At 29.5% G+C, this 14,305-nt stretch carries 17 protein-coding genes; 8 read left to right on the top strand and 9 right to left on the bottom strand.

Annotated features, from left to right (window positions below; genetic code table 11):
- Positions 1–108: 108 nt before the first annotated feature.
- On the top strand, positions 109–654 hold the full coding sequence (locus tag ACTT9R_RS00690) for a hypothetical protein (RefSeq protein ID WP_075503920.1): 546 nt from the start codon (positions 109–111) through the stop codon (positions 652–654).
- Here the strand turns inward: ACTT9R_RS00690 and ACTT9R_RS00685 are convergent.
- From ACTT9R_RS00685 to ACTT9R_RS00670, 4 genes are read right to left on the bottom strand one after another with little or no spacing between them, the layout of a single operon-like run.
- On the bottom strand, positions 651–818 hold the full coding sequence (locus ACTT9R_RS00685) for a hypothetical protein (protein ID WP_168189248.1): 168 nt from the start codon (positions 816–818) through the stop codon (positions 651–653). The two genes, ACTT9R_RS00690 and ACTT9R_RS00685, sit on opposite strands and share 4 nt — an antisense overlap.
- On the bottom strand, positions 811–1,422 hold the full coding sequence (locus ACTT9R_RS00680; protein WP_440926157.1) for a DUF3726 domain-containing protein: 612 nt from the start codon (positions 1,420–1,422) through the stop codon (positions 811–813). The genes ACTT9R_RS00685 and ACTT9R_RS00680 overlap by 8 nt, the downstream gene beginning before the upstream one ends.
- 2 nt (positions 1,423–1,424) lie before the next feature.
- Complete coding sequence (locus ACTT9R_RS00675) at positions 1,425–3,086, bottom strand: hypothetical protein (RefSeq protein WP_440926156.1); 1,662 nt, start codon at positions 3,084–3,086, stop codon at positions 1,425–1,427.
- A gap of 2 nt (positions 3,087–3,088) precedes the next feature.
- Positions 3,089–4,054, bottom strand: coding sequence for a membrane dipeptidase (locus tag ACTT9R_RS00670; RefSeq protein ID WP_440926155.1), 966 nt, complete (start codon positions 4,052–4,054; stop codon positions 3,089–3,091).
- 94 nt (positions 4,055–4,148) lie between these two features.
- Here ACTT9R_RS00670 and purE point away from each other — a divergent pair, with 94 nt between their 5' ends.
- From purE to ACTT9R_RS00640, 6 genes are all read left to right on the top strand, one after another.
- On the top strand, positions 4,149–4,640 hold the full coding sequence (gene purE / locus ACTT9R_RS00665; RefSeq protein ID WP_440926154.1) for a 5-(carboxyamino)imidazole ribonucleotide mutase: 492 nt from the start codon (positions 4,149–4,151) through the stop codon (positions 4,638–4,640).
- 1 nt (position 4,641) lies between these two features.
- Entirely contained in the window at positions 4,642–5,688 is a 1,047-nt protein-coding gene (locus ACTT9R_RS00660) for a 5-(carboxyamino)imidazole ribonucleotide synthase (protein WP_440926153.1), read from the top strand.
- Positions 5,689–6,156 (top strand): GNAT family N-acetyltransferase, encoded by a 468-nt coding sequence (locus ACTT9R_RS00655; protein WP_440926152.1) that lies wholly within the window; start codon positions 5,689–5,691, stop codon positions 6,154–6,156.
- A 116-nt stretch (positions 6,157–6,272) separates the two neighbouring features.
- Positions 6,273–6,479, top strand: coding sequence for a cold-shock protein (locus ACTT9R_RS00650; protein WP_008545539.1), 207 nt, complete (start codon positions 6,273–6,275; stop codon positions 6,477–6,479).
- A gap of 139 nt (positions 6,480–6,618) precedes the next feature.
- A complete protein-coding gene (locus tag ACTT9R_RS00645) occupies positions 6,619–7,365 on the top strand; it encodes an aspartate/glutamate racemase family protein (RefSeq protein WP_440926151.1) in 747 nt (248 codons plus the stop codon).
- Positions 7,366–7,368: 3 nt separating this feature from the next.
- A complete protein-coding gene (locus ACTT9R_RS00640; protein WP_440926150.1) occupies positions 7,369–7,809 on the top strand; it encodes a hypothetical protein in 441 nt (146 codons plus the stop codon).
- On the opposite strand, the gene ACTT9R_RS00635 is transcribed toward ACTT9R_RS00640, so the two are convergent.
- Complete coding sequence (locus tag ACTT9R_RS00635) at positions 7,799–8,173, bottom strand: hypothetical protein (protein WP_440926149.1); 375 nt, start codon at positions 8,171–8,173, stop codon at positions 7,799–7,801. The two genes, ACTT9R_RS00640 and ACTT9R_RS00635, sit on opposite strands and share 11 nt — an antisense overlap.
- Positions 8,174–8,276: 103 nt before the next feature.
- Between ACTT9R_RS00635 and ACTT9R_RS00630 the strand changes: the two genes are divergently transcribed.
- Positions 8,277–9,125: a DMT family transporter gene (locus ACTT9R_RS00630; protein WP_440926148.1), complete on the top strand. Its 849-nt coding sequence runs from the start codon at positions 8,277–8,279 to the stop codon at positions 9,123–9,125.
- Positions 9,126–9,134: 9 nt separating this feature from the next.
- Here the strand turns inward: ACTT9R_RS00630 and ACTT9R_RS00625 are convergent, their stop codons facing one another.
- Genes ACTT9R_RS00625 through ACTT9R_RS00610 form a run of 4 tightly spaced genes read right to left on the bottom strand, consistent with a single transcriptional unit; the run spans position 9,135 to position 14,241 of the window.
- On the bottom strand, positions 9,135–9,722 hold the full coding sequence (locus ACTT9R_RS00625; RefSeq protein ID WP_440926147.1) for a sarcosine oxidase: 588 nt from the start codon (positions 9,720–9,722) through the stop codon (positions 9,135–9,137).
- Positions 9,719–12,715 (bottom strand): sarcosine oxidase subunit alpha family protein, encoded by a 2,997-nt coding sequence (locus ACTT9R_RS00620; protein ID WP_440926146.1) that lies wholly within the window; start codon positions 12,713–12,715, stop codon positions 9,719–9,721. The genes ACTT9R_RS00625 and ACTT9R_RS00620 overlap by 4 nt, the downstream gene beginning before the upstream one ends.
- A complete protein-coding gene (locus ACTT9R_RS00615) occupies positions 12,715–12,984 on the bottom strand; it encodes a sarcosine oxidase subunit delta (RefSeq protein WP_023854156.1) in 270 nt (89 codons plus the stop codon). The genes ACTT9R_RS00620 and ACTT9R_RS00615 overlap by 1 nt, the downstream gene beginning before the upstream one ends.
- Positions 12,985–14,241, bottom strand: a complete 1,257-nt coding sequence (locus ACTT9R_RS00610) for a sarcosine oxidase subunit beta family protein (protein WP_440926145.1) — start codon at positions 14,239–14,241, stop codon at positions 12,985–12,987. It lies immediately after the preceding gene.
- Positions 14,242–14,305: the final 64 nt, after the last annotated feature.

Below are 14,305 nucleotides of genomic sequence, written 5' to 3'. Positions count from 1 at the left end.
GACCAAAAGTTTTTTAATAGCAGTTTGCATTATCATTGCTATTGCTTTAATAATATTTCCATTAATTGTTTCTTATAAAGCTCAAAAAAATAAAAATAAAAAAAATTAATGTTTGCTGAATTTTTAAATATAATTTTTAAGTCAATTAAATTAGACAAAACTCTTTATTCGGATAATAAAAATTTTGGAGAAGCATCAATATACTTTGCTGGTATTATAATGATCCTAGATGGTATCGCTGGAGCAGTAGCAGCTAATACCATTATTAAAACAGCTATTGCAATGTCGGGTCTAACTGCAATAGTTACTTGGCTAATATGGGCGATTTTTATTTTTGTAATTGGAGTTAAATTATTTCCTGATAAGCAAACCAAAGTTTCATTCAAAAAAGTTTTAACAGCTGTTGGATTTGCACATGCCCCTGGTTTATTAAGATTTTTTGCGGTCACACCAGATTTAATGATACCAATAATTTTTCTTACACAGTTTTGGATTTTTGCAGGTTTAATAATTTCAACTAAACAAATATTGAGTTTAAAATCTAATTTTAAATCTTTTGGGATTGTACTTTTATCCTTTTTAATTATTGCATTTTTATCTATCTCATTTGTGATGAGTAGAATGAATATGCTTCCAGTAAGTCAAATCAGTTAAAGTGGAAATATAGTCTTAGAGACTCTACAAGATTTACATAATTTAAACCCAGTAAGAATTAAATTTTGAGTGACACTCTCATCTTCCTCTTTGCATTCATCACAAATATTGTTTAATTCTTCAGTATCTACCTTTAGATTTTTTTCATCAATTTTATCAATCATTATCTGTCAAACCAGCACCTGCCGCACCCTCTTTTAAACTGTCACTCTCTTCAACAAAAGTTTCTTCGGATAACTTGTATAAATTATTCCATTCATCGTCTGTAAAGTTATCTTCATTTTCAAGTAGATTGACCTCAATCATATTCGCTATCTTTGGAAATTCTTGATCAATAAAATTTGAAAAAATATTTACATTTAGATTTAGTAACATTTTTTTTTCATCTATTTTTACATTAATTTTTTTTCCAATAATTTCTGATGAACGACTTATAAAGGAAATAAAAATTAGTGGATAAGCAACATTTTTAAACTCAATTTTTTTTAAATTTTCTAAAACATTTATTTGATCTAAAAAACTAACACCTAAAGTAATTGGACAGTAAGGATTATTCGATGAAGAATTATTTTTACTAATTAAATTTAAACTTTCAAATTTACTTTTATTTTTTTGATTTAAATATTCATTAAGGTGCTTAATACCCGGTAAACTAAATAGCTCTAACAATCTTATACTTTTTCCTGTTTCCTCGGAAACTCCCCAAGAATATCCTGCCGCCTTTGAAGCTCTTTTAACAGTAGTTTCAATTTCACTCAGAGATTTCATTATTAAATATTGGTTTTATATACCCACTGCTCATCATAACTTTTTAGCTCATTTGGAAGTGGAGCACCTTGGAACATACAAATTCTTAACCATTTGTCAGATCGTGGATCAAACTTTAATGCCCCAAAAAAAGATAATTTTAATCTTAGCATATCAATTGGCATTAAATCTTTACCAATTGTATTATCTTGTATTTCTGAATAAGGAAATTTTTCTACTATGAATGCTCTCCTCACGACATGTCTTAATTCAGAATTTGATGTTAAAAATTCAGCAATAGTTAAACTACTTTTTGAGACTAATAATTTGTCATAAAGTTTTTTTATATCTCTTGCTATTGCTAAAGGTTGTTCTAATTCTGATCCATGTTCTTCAAAACGATCTGCCAATCTAGGTTCTTCTTTATTTTTTGAAATAAACCAAAAGTTTTTATTATTTTCTTTTTCTTCAAAATTAATATCTAAAATGTTTGGATACTTTGCTTCAATTATATTCCTCAATTCATCAACTTTTCTATACGTTGGAATATTAAAATATTTTTCTTCGTCTGAACTCATTTCTTTTACCAAAGGATTTACAATATTGTTATAAGGTTCCATCATTATTGAAACTACGTATTCAATACATTCCTCACAAGTATTTTCTTCTAACCATTCATAGATCTTGTTAAAAGGATATTCGCTCTCAAAATTAAAATCTTTATCTATAAAATTTAAGAATTTTTCAACATCCTTTAATAATGAAGAAATTTTTTTTTGTTGATATTCGCTATCTGAATTCCAGCTTGTAATATTTCTTAATGATTTTTTTACACAATCTATAAATAAATCACTATCTTGACTTTTTGCGTCTTTGATTTCTCTAATTTTTTTAAGTGCCTTTTCTCTACTTAAAATCCAATTATTTAGTAGAGTTGGGTGATTAACTATGAAAGGAGCCATGCCCAAACCTGTGGAATTACCTATTCCCAAGTTTTTACAAATATTATCATCTAGCTTAACTGCTGTTTTTGGATTTTTATAATAAGCAACATGATTAACTTGATCAAAAGTAAATTGTCTTACCAAATAAACCAACATCATTTCTAATCTGAATGGACCATTAATTTCTTCACGATTTTTAATTCTAAATCGATCTGCAAGACCAAATTTACCCGAGCCATATACTGCCGTAGTTCTATATAAATAACCTACTTTTGATAATAAGTTTAAATCTGGTTGCTGGCCTTTGCTCAAACTTTCAACTACATGATTATATATTCTTACTGATTTATTTGCTCTCGATAAAGTTAACTCTTTATATGAAAGTCTACCAACTTCTTGTTTTGGAACTTCATTTTTTAACCTTTCGATGTCTTTTTTTGTAGGAACTCCATCATGTAATGTAAAAGCTGCATCCCATTTTGTTGCAATAACTCTGTCTGATCTTTCTTCATCTTTGATTTCATTTGCAAAACAAACTAAAGAATAAACTCTTTTATTTTTTTTAAATGAATAAACAGCTTCTCCAAAACCATTTTCATTTAAATTAAATAAATCTCTTTTATATTCCCACTCTTTAAATTCATTAAGAAAACTTCTTAAAAAAGATAATTTTGATTGATGAAAAGATCCAAGCCTTGATAATTTCATTATCTTGTTTGGGTCTCTTAATTCAACTTTCATAATTAAATTGATTTATAAAAATTGTACCAGTTATTTCCAAGTATTCCATGTGTCTCGGTATCTGAAAAACCTACTTTTTTTAAACCTTTTTCAATATTTGAGAACCCTCTTGCATCATGAAACCAATCAGGTTGTTTTGGAAAACCTGGTTTATTTTTTGAACCTTCACCATAATTTTTACTTTTAGACCAAGAGCCATTTCTCATCCATTCAACAACAGTATCTGGATGATCTAAACAAAGATCTGATCCTATTCCTATTTTTTTTACATCCATTATTTCAGCTGTTTTAGCGACCATTTCACAAAAACTATCCAAAGTACAATTTGTATTATCTTTTAAATGATGAGGGTATAATGATAAACCCAACATACCACCGCTATCACTTAAAATTTTTAATAAATCTGAGGATTTGTTTCTTTTAGCCGGGTGCCAAAAAGAAGGATTAGCATGAGTAATTGCGATTGGTTTTTCACTGAATTCAATTGCATCTATAGTGCTTTTTTCTGCAGAATGTGACATGTCGACTACAAGGCCAATTCTATTCATTTCTCTTATAACCTCGCGTCCAAAATTTGTAACTCCGCTGTCTATTTTTTCATAACATCCTGTTGCTAGCAAAGATTGGTTATTATAAGTAAGTTGCATAAATCTACATCCTAATTCATGAACCTTTTCAACTAACTTTATATCATCTTCAATTGGCGAACAATTTTGAAAACCAAAGAATATTGCGGTTTTGTTTTCTTTATTAGCTTTATCAATGTCTTGATAATTCTTACCAGGAAAAATTAAATCAGGGTTTTCATGAAATAATTTTTCCCATTTTTTTATTTCGAGTTGCAATTCATCAAAATCTTCATGGTAGACAATGGTAACATGAACAGCATCTAATCCGGCAGATCTGTTGATCTCAAAGATTTTTCTAGACCAATTACAGTATTGAAGATTATCGATTTTATAATTCATAGTAAGCTTAAGTCTAATCAATATGTATTTTAAATACTATTAATTTTATTGAAATTTTAAGTTAATTTTGAAATAAACAGATTGATCAATTTTCATGAAAAAAAATAGTAAATTAAAAGTTTCAATCATAATGGGGAGTCAATCTGACTATAAAGTAATGAAACTAGCCGAAAAAACCCTAAAAAAAATTGGAGTTTCATTTGAAACAAAAATTATATCTGCTCACAGAACACCACAAAGAATGTATGAATATGCCGCAAAAGTTGAGCAAAATAATATAGCAGTAATAATTGCAGGTGCTGGAGGATCTGCTCATCTTCCAGGTATGATATCAGCGCTTACACATGTGCCAGTACTTGGTGTTCCTGTTGAAAGTAAAAAACTTAAAGGGTTGGATAGTTTGTTATCAATCGCTCAAATGCCTAAAGGAATACCTGTGGGAACGCTTGCTATAGGAGAGGATGGCGCCATTAATGCTGCTTTATTAGCTGCAGCAATAATTGCTAATAATAATTCAGATGTTCGAAAAAAACTTAAAAATTTTAGAACATCACAAACTAAATCTGTAAAAAAATCTCCAAAATAAAATGTCAGAAATTACTCTTGGTATCATTGGGGGTGGTCAACTTGGAAGTATGCTTGCAATAGCAGCTAAAAAATTAAATGTTAAAACTGTTGTTTTTTGTGATGATATAGATGCGCCAGCACAAAATTTTTGTAATAAATTTGTTACAGGAAGTTATAATAATAAAGAAAAAATATCAGAATTTATAAATCAAGTTGATTTAGTAACTTATGAATTTGAAAATATTCCATTTGAAACATTAAATGAAATAAACAAATTTAAACCTGTTTTGCCAAAGCCTTCTGTTAACAGATTAATTCAACATCGATTAGCTGAAAAAGATTTTGTTAATAAATTAAATATTAGAACAACAAGATATGTTTCGATTGAAAAAAAATCTGACATAGATGCTTTAGAAGATTTTTTACCAGGAATATTAAAAACCACAACACTTGGTTATGATGGCAAAGGTCAGTATCCAATTAAATCAGGTGAAGACCTTAATTCATTGAATATTGATTTTTCAAAAGGATATATACTTGAAAAACTTGTGAAATTAAAAAAAGAGATTTCAATTATAATCACAAGGTTTAGTAATAATAAATACGAAATTTATGAACCAATTGAAAATACACATGAGGATCAAATTTTAAAATATTCAAAAATACCTGCTGAAATTAATGAAAAAATTTTTAATCAATCTAAAGATTGGGCAATGTTAATAGCTGAAGAACTTAAATATGTCGGAACTTTGTGTGTAGAATTTTTTATTGATAGAAATGATAATCTTTATGTTAATGAAATTGCTCCAAGAGTACACAATTCAGGACATCTAACAATAAATGCTTTTAATGTGAGTCAATTTGAAAATCATGTAAGAGCTGTGTGTGGTTTAGAACAAATCCCTTTAAAAAAAATATCTAATGCTAAAATGATGAATTTACTTGGTAATCAAATTACTCATTACAGAAACATGCAAAAGTTTAATGATAATGAATTTTTCTTTGATTATTTAAAAAAAGATATAAAAGAAAAAAGAAAAATGGGTCATATCACAACTTTAGTATAAATGTTAAAATCAATTGAAGGTAATTTTGATAATCCAGAAGTTAATGAACTTCTAACTAAACATTTTGTTGAGCTAAGAGCCGCCTCCCCAGAAGGAAGTGCTCACGTCCTAGATATTCCTGGTTTAAAAGTACCATCAATAAAATTTTGGAGTTTGTGGGATGATAGAAAATTAATCGGTTGTGGTGCTTTAAAATTTTTAGATAAAGAACATGGAGAATTTAAATCGATTAGGATTCACGATAATTTTAGAATGCAAGGCCAAGGGATTAATGTAATCAATCATTTAATTAAAGAAGCTAAAAAGCTTAAAATAAAAAGATTGAGTATAGAAACAGGAGCAGGTGATTTTTTTATACCAGCAAGAAAACTTTTCAAAAAAACTGGTTTCACGGTGTGCGAACCTTTTGCGCACTATAAAGAGGACATTAATTCTGTTTATTTAACTATGCTTATAGATGATATTTAAAAGATTATTTTATAAGTTGATCTATTTTGTTGACAAAACCCAATAAAATCTAAACAAAGCCAATATTACTTAATTATAAGTAATAATTAAACATAACAAAAAGTAAGAAGATAAATATGAGTCTACAAGGTAAAGTAAAGTGGTTCAATCCAACCAAAGGTTTTGGTTTTATTGAAAGAGAAGATAAAGAAAAAGATGTGTTTGTACATGTTTCAGCGGTAAGAGATGCTGGTATGAACGGTTTAGATGAGGGTCAAGCTTTGACTTTCGATGTTGAAGATGGTCCTAAAGGTCCTTCAGCAGTTAACTTAAAAACTGCATAATTTCACACTTCCTATTGGCTGAAAAATATATCTAAATTTAAAAATTTATTATTCAGCCAATACCTTATTCAATAACAATCTTTAAACACAATTTTTAATTATAGATTTAAATTAAAAAATTAATAAATTAATCAAAATTATGATTGGAATTTTAGGTGGAATGGGAACTCAAGCAGGTCTTGATTTTTGTAATAAGCTTGCTGTTCTGAATAGAGGAAAGATTGATCAAGAGTATCCATTATTTATACTTTATAATAAATCAAATATTCCTGGCAGACCTGAATCTATTGGCTCTCAAACTAAAAATCTTTCTAACAAATCTACAAATAAAATAAGTAGAGCAAAATATGATAAAGTTTTAAAGAGCTTGCTAAAAGGTTGTAAGCTACTAGAAAAAAATAAATGTAAATTTATAGTTATCCCTTGTAACACTGCTCATTATTGGTTTGATGACTTACAAAAAAAAATCAATATTCCAATAATCAATATGCCAAAAGAAGTTTTCAAATTTACAAAAAAAAAATGTAAAAAAAACTCCAAAGTCGGTCTCTTAGCAACTGAAGGTACTCTTAAAACTGGAGTTTATAAAAAATTTTTTGAAAAAGATTATCAATTAATAGAGCCATCTCAAAAAATACAAAAATTGTCAGTTAATAAAGCAATTAAATTAGTTAAAATGGGTAATGTAAAGTTAGCAGCAAAAGCAATTAAACCTGCAATAAATTCCTTAATTAAAATGAAATGCAAAAAAATTATTTTAGGTTGTACAGAGCTACCTATTGCAATTTTTGCATTCAAATCATTTAAAAATGTTAAATCCTCAAAACTTTTTTTTGATCCTAACTTAATTTTGGCTCATTCAGCTATGGTTAAAAATAAAAATTAACTAATGACTAATAAGACTGAAAAGCCATATGTCTTGAGAGCTGCAGAATTTGTTTATTCGAATATAATTGAAATTAAAAAACAAAATCCAGAAATTAACAATATACAAGCATTTGAAATTTTTATGACTACTAAAGAATATGACATTTTAAGTTCTGGAGAATTTCATAATAAATGGTTTTCAGAAATTAAGAATAATAAATTCATTGATAAGATAACTAAGAAAAAAATTAATAAGGAAACTTTAAGACTTTTAGAACTTCAAAAAGATTCTATGGTTAAATTTTTAATGAAAATACCTAAACTTTATTATACCAAAAGTCATTTTCCACTAGAAATTTCACAAAGAGCTTTTGACCATTTGTGGAGGGTTTGTGAAAGCTATGAAATGTGGTGCAAAGAAACTAAACAGGAAAATCTGATATACCTTAATATTATTGAGTAGTATTATTTAAATTAATAATTGATCTAGTAATATTTATTCTCTTTTTTATTAACTTTCTCAATTCTTGTTCCTCAAGTTTTTTTCGAGTCATGTTTATTCTTTCTTCAACAAGATTTCTTAATTCTTCATTAAATTCATTTTTATTTTTTTTCTTATCTAATTCTTCTTTAACTAAAGTTAAAGAATTTTTACCAGTTTTCTTTTTAATGCTTTGATCAATTATTAATTGGGCGGTTGCTTTATAAATATTACCAGAAGTAAGAACTGTAACACCTGGACCAAGAATTGATATAAAAGGTGTAAAACCAGTTAAAAACAGAAATGATACTAAAATAGTAAAAATCTTAAACAATCTAAAATTCATAAACAAAACCTAAGTGATTTGGTAAAATATATCTATAGTTAATTAGTTCATTTTAGGCGTTGATTTATTTGATTTTATTAAATTTATTTGCTTATTAAATATTATGCTTAGAATATTTCCTTTTATATTTGTACTTCTGTGGTCTTCTGCATTTATAACAACAAAACCTATTATAGATAATAGTGATCCATTTGCTGCGCTAACTTTTAGATTTGCTTTAGTTGCTTTTGGTTTTTTTTTATTTTCTATTTATTCAAAACAAAAAATATTAATTAGTAAAAAAAACTTTTTTGAATCTTTTTTTAGTGGAGTTCTTTTTCATGGTTTTTATCTAGGAGGTGTCTTTTATTCCATTTCAATAGGTATGCCTACAGGGATTGCGGCATTAATAGTAACTCTCCAACCAGTTCTTACAAATGCATTAAGTGGTCCAATCTTGAATGAAAAAGTATCTACCAAACAGTGGATAGGTGTCTTATTAGGATTTACTGGTGCAGGGCTTGTATTAGGTTTTGATATTGGTTCTAAAATACCTACAGCAGGATTGATCGCAACAATAATAGCGTTATTAGCAATTACATTTTCAACTTTATGGCAAAAAAAATTGAGTAACAACTTGCCTTTGTCTACTAGTAATATGAATCAAGCTCTTGGTGGCTGTTTATTTCATTTGTTAATAATAATCTTTTTTGTTGATCCATATATTGATTTCTCACAAACATTTATTATTGCAATGAGTCATCAAATATTTTTAGTATCATTCGGTGCATTTACTATCTTAATGTATTTAATAAAACACAATTCAGCTAGCAAAACTGTTTCCATATTTTTTTTAATCCCTGCTACATCTGCTTTTATGGCATGGCTTTTCTTAAATGAAAGTTTATCTAGCTTAGACTTAATTGGATTTCTAATAACTTCTATAGGTGTTTATATTACAACAAGAGATTGAAAATTAACCTTATAAAGATTCAAAACCAAACTCTAGAGATGCATCTGTAATAGAATGATATAAAGATTCTCCATAACTTCTTAGAGTAAATAACCTCACTTTATTTGGATTTTCACCCAACCTATCAACAGTAAAAGCTATTCCATTATAAGTTGAGTTAATTGAATTATTTTTATCTAATGTATCAAAATTAAAAGGGCATCCTTTTTTTAAAACTTCTAACGTATCATTACCCTCAATTTCAATAATAGCTCTTGAATGTGATAAATCTGTTACAGCAAAGTCTGTATATTTAAATTTATCTGCTATATCTTTTATTAAATCTTTTTTAGTTGAAACTAAAAACCAGTTTTTTGGTCCATTCCACATAATCCTTGTAGTGTCATTAAATGCTACAGTTAAAGGTTCGTTTTTTAATTTTAAACCATCAATATCAATACCCTCAAATGAAACTGAAGAATTTTTGTACTGAACTATTTGAACAATTAATAAATTTTTGATTTCAGATATTTTAAGTATTTCATTTTTATTTTTACCTTCATAATCTCCGAATTGACCTTTTGTATGAACATTTGATAAAGCTGAAATTAATATCATGATCTAACTCTTTCACCTTTTGGGTCTACATAATGTGATGAAACTATTTCAACTGGTATTACTTTGTTTTTAAGTGGCGACATCGCAAAAAGCTTTTGACCGATCATATTTTTTCCATCTTTCAAAATTGCCAAAGAAAAAGGATTATCATATTCAACACTCCAGCAAGATGCAGAGATATGACCTAATTTTGGATTTGGTAACGGTGCTTTATCATCTTTAACTAAGTGAGATCCTTCTGGTATACTTGTTTGTTTATCTAATGGAACTACGCCCACTATTCTTTGTCTATCTTCAGCTATAAATGCAGATCTTTGTAATGATCTTTTTCCAATAAAATCTTTCTTTTTGCTAACAAGACCTTCTAAGGCGTTGTCGAATGGAATTGTTCTACCATCAAGTTCTGATCCAGCAACATGTCCCATTTCAATTCTAAGAGTTGATAATGCTTCTGTTCCATACGGTTGAATGTTAAATTCCTCACCAACTTCCATTATTTTTTCCCACATGAAATTTCCATAATCAGACTCAACATTTACTTCATAAGCAAGCTCGCCTGAGAACGAAATTCTAAAAATTCTTGCTTTAACACCAGATAAATCTCCTTCCATGTATCCCATGAAAGGCAAACCTTCATTTGATACATCTGAATTTGGAAATAATTTTTGTAATAAATGTCTAGATTTAGGTCCAGCGATAGCTGCTCCTGCCCACTGTTCTGTAGTTGAAACTACATTCACATTTAATTCAGGCCAAACTAGTTGCAAATAATATTCTAAATGCGAAAGAACGTTTGCTGCTTGAGCTGTTGTTGTCGTCATATGATAATGATTTTCAGAAATTCTTGTAGTTGTTCCGTCATCCATTACAATTCCATCTTCTCTCAACATTACGCCATATCTAGCTTTACCGACTGGTAGCTTCAACCATGCATTTGTATAGACCCTATTTAATAACTCCGCTGCATCTGGTCCCTTAATATCTATTTTACCTAATGTAGTTACATCACAAACACCCACGTTTGTTCTTACATTTTTTGCTTCTCTTTTTGATCCCTCAAATAAATTTTCATTCCCTCTTTTATAATACCTTGGTCTTAACCAAACACCCGCATCAACAAAAACTGCATTATTTTTTTCATGCCATGAATGCATTGGAGATTTTCTTGTTGGTTTTGAGTGTTTTCCAACTTCCCTTCCTACTATTGCTCCAATAGAAACTGGAGTATATGGGGGTCTAAAAGTTGTATGACCTACTGCAGGAACAACTTTATTTTCAATTTCGGATACCAATTGCAATCCATTTAAATTACTTGTTTTTCCTTGATCTGTTGCCATTCCTAAAGTGGTATATCTTTTAACGTGTTCAATTGATCGATACCCTTCTCTTAAAGCTATTTCTATATCAGATACTGCTACATCATTTTGGAAATCTAAAAACCTTTTATAATTTTTACCTTTCGGCAATGGAACGCACCAGAACTTATCATGTTGAGAAGATTTCTTTTCAACAACATTTGGAATAGCTATCTCATTATCATTTTCAGTAATTTTTTTTGATAATTCACTTCCTGCTTTAAATGAAGTTTTTAAAGTTTCCTCCAGTGTAAATACTCCATTGGCTGCACCTAGAGTAATTTCATTTTGTTTTGATTGCCCTGGGACAAATGCATCAATTTCCTCTTTAAACTTCGTTTTATTTCCTGATTGTGAGGCCAAATGAATGGTTGGTGTCCAAAAACCTGAAACACAAATACAATCACACTCTATATTTTCTATTTTACCAAGTTTTTTTTTGTCTTCAGAAATAGATGCAATATCTGCGGATTTTACTTTTTTATATCCTTGTGCTGCAACAACAACATATGAATTTTTAATATTAATTCCTAAATTTTTTGCTTCGTCAATTATTTCTGACTCAGGATTTTTTCTTGAGTCTAAAACAACTGGATCTACTCCATGCTTTTTAAATTCAATTGCTGTTTCGTATCCACTGTCATTATTTGTAAACACTAGTGGTTTTCTTCCAACTAAAACACCATATACTTTTAAATATTCTTTAGCGGCTGAGGAGAGCATAACTCCTGGTGTATCATTATTTCCAAAAACTATTGGTCTTTCAATTGATCCTGAAGAAATCAAAACTTCTTTTGCACGAATGTACCATAGTCTTTTATTAGGGTGATAATTTTTAGTTGTAGGTAAATGATCGCTAACTTTTTCCGACATAACAAGCATGTTGTGATCATAATATCCAAAAATTTGAGATCTATTTTTAACAACAACATTTGGCATTGTTTTTAGTTCTGCAATTATCCCCTCAGCCCAATCTTTTCCTGATTGATTGCCAATATTGACATCACTGGTTAGTAAAGATCCGCCAAATCTTGGTTTATCTTCAGCCAGAATAACTTTGGCTCCATTTTTTGCTGCAGCATATGCACTAGCTAATCCTGAAGGTCCTGAGCCTGCAATTAATAAATCACAATATTCATATTTATGTTCATATCGTTCTTTATCATGTTTAATTGAAGCTACACCTAAACCAGCTGCTTTTCTAATAAATGGCTCATAAATTCGATACCAAAAACTTTTAGGCCACATAAAAGTTTTGTAATAAAAACCTGCTGGTAAAAAAATTCTCAAAAAATTATTGATTGCACCTATATCAAAATTAACACTTGGCCAACAATTAACACTTTTTGCCTCTAAACCATCAAATAGCTCCTGCTCAGTAGCTTTAATATTAGGTTCTGTTTCACCATTTCTATAAAGTTGTACAACTGCATAGGGTTCATCTACCCCAACTCCAAAGAAACCTCTGGGTCTGTGATATTTAAAACTTCTTCCTACTAAATGAACTCCATTTGCTAATAAAGCTGAAGCTAATGTGTCACCCTCATAACCAAAGTAAGTTTTACCATTAAACTTAAAAGATAATTTTTTATCTCTATTTATTAACCCGCTATTTTCAATTCTAAAAGCTTGAATCATTAAGCAACTTCCTCATCAGCTTTAAAAGTTCTGAAAATTTCATGGGTTGCTGTATCTCTCTCAACTTTAATCCATTGCCTACATCCAGAAATATGTTGCCATAGCTCTAAATGCTTACCTCTTAAACTTTTTCTATTATAAACAAAATTATCCCATTCTTGATCAGAAACTTCTTTATTAAGTTCTGGTCTTTTAACACTTGCATCACCACCATATGAAAATTCATTTTGAGATCTCATTCCACAGTGTGGGCAATTTATGTAGAGCATTTAAGATATCCAGGTTTTTGTTCCTAGTCCCTTTTCATCAATTAGATGGCCTGTATTAAATCGATTTAAACTATAACCAGCGTTTAATTCGTGAACTCTATCTTGTGCAATTGTGTGTGCAAACGTCCAACCTGATGCAGGTGTAGCTTTAAATCCTCCATAACACCATCCACAATTTAAATACAATCCTTCAATATGAGTTTTGTCAATAATTGGAGAACCGTCCATTGACATATCCATTATACCACCCCAGGTTCTCAACATTTTTAATTTGCTTAAAAATGGCATCATTGCAATCCCTTCTGTCAATACATGTTGTAGAGTTGGTAAGTTTCCTCTTTGTGCATAACTATTGTATCCATCTAAATCTCCACCCATTACCATTTCACCTTTATCTGACTGACTCACATAAAAATGACCAGCACCAAATGTAACTACATTATCCAGAACTGGTTTAATTGGTTCAGAAACACATGCTTGAAGCAAATGAGTTTCAATTGGTAAAGTCATATTTAATTTTTCAGCTAATATATTTGTGCTTCCTGCAACACATAAACCAACTTTTTTTGCTTTGATATTTCCACGTGAAGTTCTAATGCCATTTATTTTTCCAGCTGAGACATCAAATCCAATTACTTCACAATTCTGAATAATATCTACCCCCATTGAGTCTGCCTGACGAGCATAACCCCATGCAACAGCATCATGTCTTGCTGTGCCTGCACTTGGTTGCATCAAACCACCAAAAATTGGAAATCTTACGTTGTCAGAAAAATCTGCCATTGGAATAATTTCTTTAACTTGCTCTCTATTTAAAAGAACTGCATCTATTCCGTTTAATCTCATAGAATTTCCTCTTCTTGCATAAGCATTCATTTGAGCATCCGAATGAGCAAGATTAATAATTCCCCTTGGAGAAAACATCACATTGTAGTTTAGGTCTTGACTCATCTTTCTCCATAAATCCATTCCAAACTCACTGAATAAACCATTTTCGTCATGCATATAATTAGATCTAATAATTGTAGTATTACGTCCTACATTTCCTCCTCCAATCCATCCTTTTTCGATGATTGCAACTTTTGTAATGTTATGTTCTTTAGCAAGATAATACGCTGTAGCTAAACCATGGCCTCCACCACCTATAATTACAACATCATATTCTTCCTTTGGTGTTGGATCTTTCCAAGCCAAATCCCAATTTTCATGGTTTGAAAAAGCGTTTTTAACAAGATTAAATATAGAATACTTTTGCATCAGATAATTTTATAACAATCAATTTAAATAGTGCTTATTTTTTTTATATATATTTTTTAGAAGT

It is taken from the genome of Candidatus Pelagibacter sp. (assembly GCF_052049835.1).
Classification (GTDB): Bacteria; Pseudomonadota; Alphaproteobacteria; order Pelagibacterales; family Pelagibacteraceae; genus Pelagibacter.
This window is presented reverse-complemented; position numbering and strand designations above follow the sequence as displayed.

Bases quoted from the DNA above. Each gene is read 5' to 3' on its own strand.
- ACTT9R_RS00690 (WP_075503920.1), top strand. From the start codon at position 109: ATGTTTGCTGAATTTTTAAATATAATTTTTAAGTCAATTAAATTAGAC.
- ACTT9R_RS00685 (WP_168189248.1), bottom strand. From the start codon at position 818: ATGATTGATAAAATTGATGAAAAAAATCTAAAGGTAGATACTGAAGAA.
- ACTT9R_RS00680 (WP_440926157.1), bottom strand. From the start codon at position 1,422: ATGAAATCTCTGAGTGAAATTGAAACTACTGTTAAAAGAGCTTCAAAG.
- ACTT9R_RS00675 (WP_440926156.1), bottom strand. From the start codon at position 3,086: ATGAAAGTTGAATTAAGAGACCCAAACAAGATAATGAAATTATCAAGG.
- ACTT9R_RS00670 (WP_440926155.1), bottom strand. From the start codon at position 4,054: ATGAATTATAAAATCGATAATCTTCAATACTGTAATTGGTCTAGAAAA.
- purE (WP_440926154.1), top strand. From the start codon at position 4,149: ATGAAAAAAAATAGTAAATTAAAAGTTTCAATCATAATGGGGAGTCAA.
- ACTT9R_RS00660 (WP_440926153.1), top strand. From the start codon at position 4,642: ATGTCAGAAATTACTCTTGGTATCATTGGGGGTGGTCAACTTGGAAGT.
- ACTT9R_RS00655 (WP_440926152.1), top strand. From the start codon at position 5,689: ATGTTAAAATCAATTGAAGGTAATTTTGATAATCCAGAAGTTAATGAA.
- ACTT9R_RS00650 (WP_008545539.1), top strand. From the start codon at position 6,273: ATGAGTCTACAAGGTAAAGTAAAGTGGTTCAATCCAACCAAAGGTTTT.
- ACTT9R_RS00645 (WP_440926151.1), top strand. From the start codon at position 6,619: ATGATTGGAATTTTAGGTGGAATGGGAACTCAAGCAGGTCTTGATTTT.
- ACTT9R_RS00640 (WP_440926150.1), top strand. From the start codon at position 7,369: ATGACTAATAAGACTGAAAAGCCATATGTCTTGAGAGCTGCAGAATTT.
- ACTT9R_RS00635 (WP_440926149.1), bottom strand. From the start codon at position 8,173: ATGAATTTTAGATTGTTTAAGATTTTTACTATTTTAGTATCATTTCTG.
- ACTT9R_RS00630 (WP_440926148.1), top strand. From the start codon at position 8,277: ATGCTTAGAATATTTCCTTTTATATTTGTACTTCTGTGGTCTTCTGCA.
- ACTT9R_RS00625 (WP_440926147.1), bottom strand. From the start codon at position 9,722: ATGATATTAATTTCAGCTTTATCAAATGTTCATACAAAAGGTCAATTC.
- ACTT9R_RS00620 (WP_440926146.1), bottom strand. From the start codon at position 12,715: ATGATTCAAGCTTTTAGAATTGAAAATAGCGGGTTAATAAATAGAGAT.
- ACTT9R_RS00615 (WP_023854156.1), bottom strand. From the start codon at position 12,984: ATGCTCTACATAAATTGCCCACACTGTGGAATGAGATCTCAAAATGAA.
- ACTT9R_RS00610 (WP_440926145.1), bottom strand. From the start codon at position 14,241: ATGCAAAAGTATTCTATATTTAATCTTGTTAAAAACGCTTTTTCAAAC.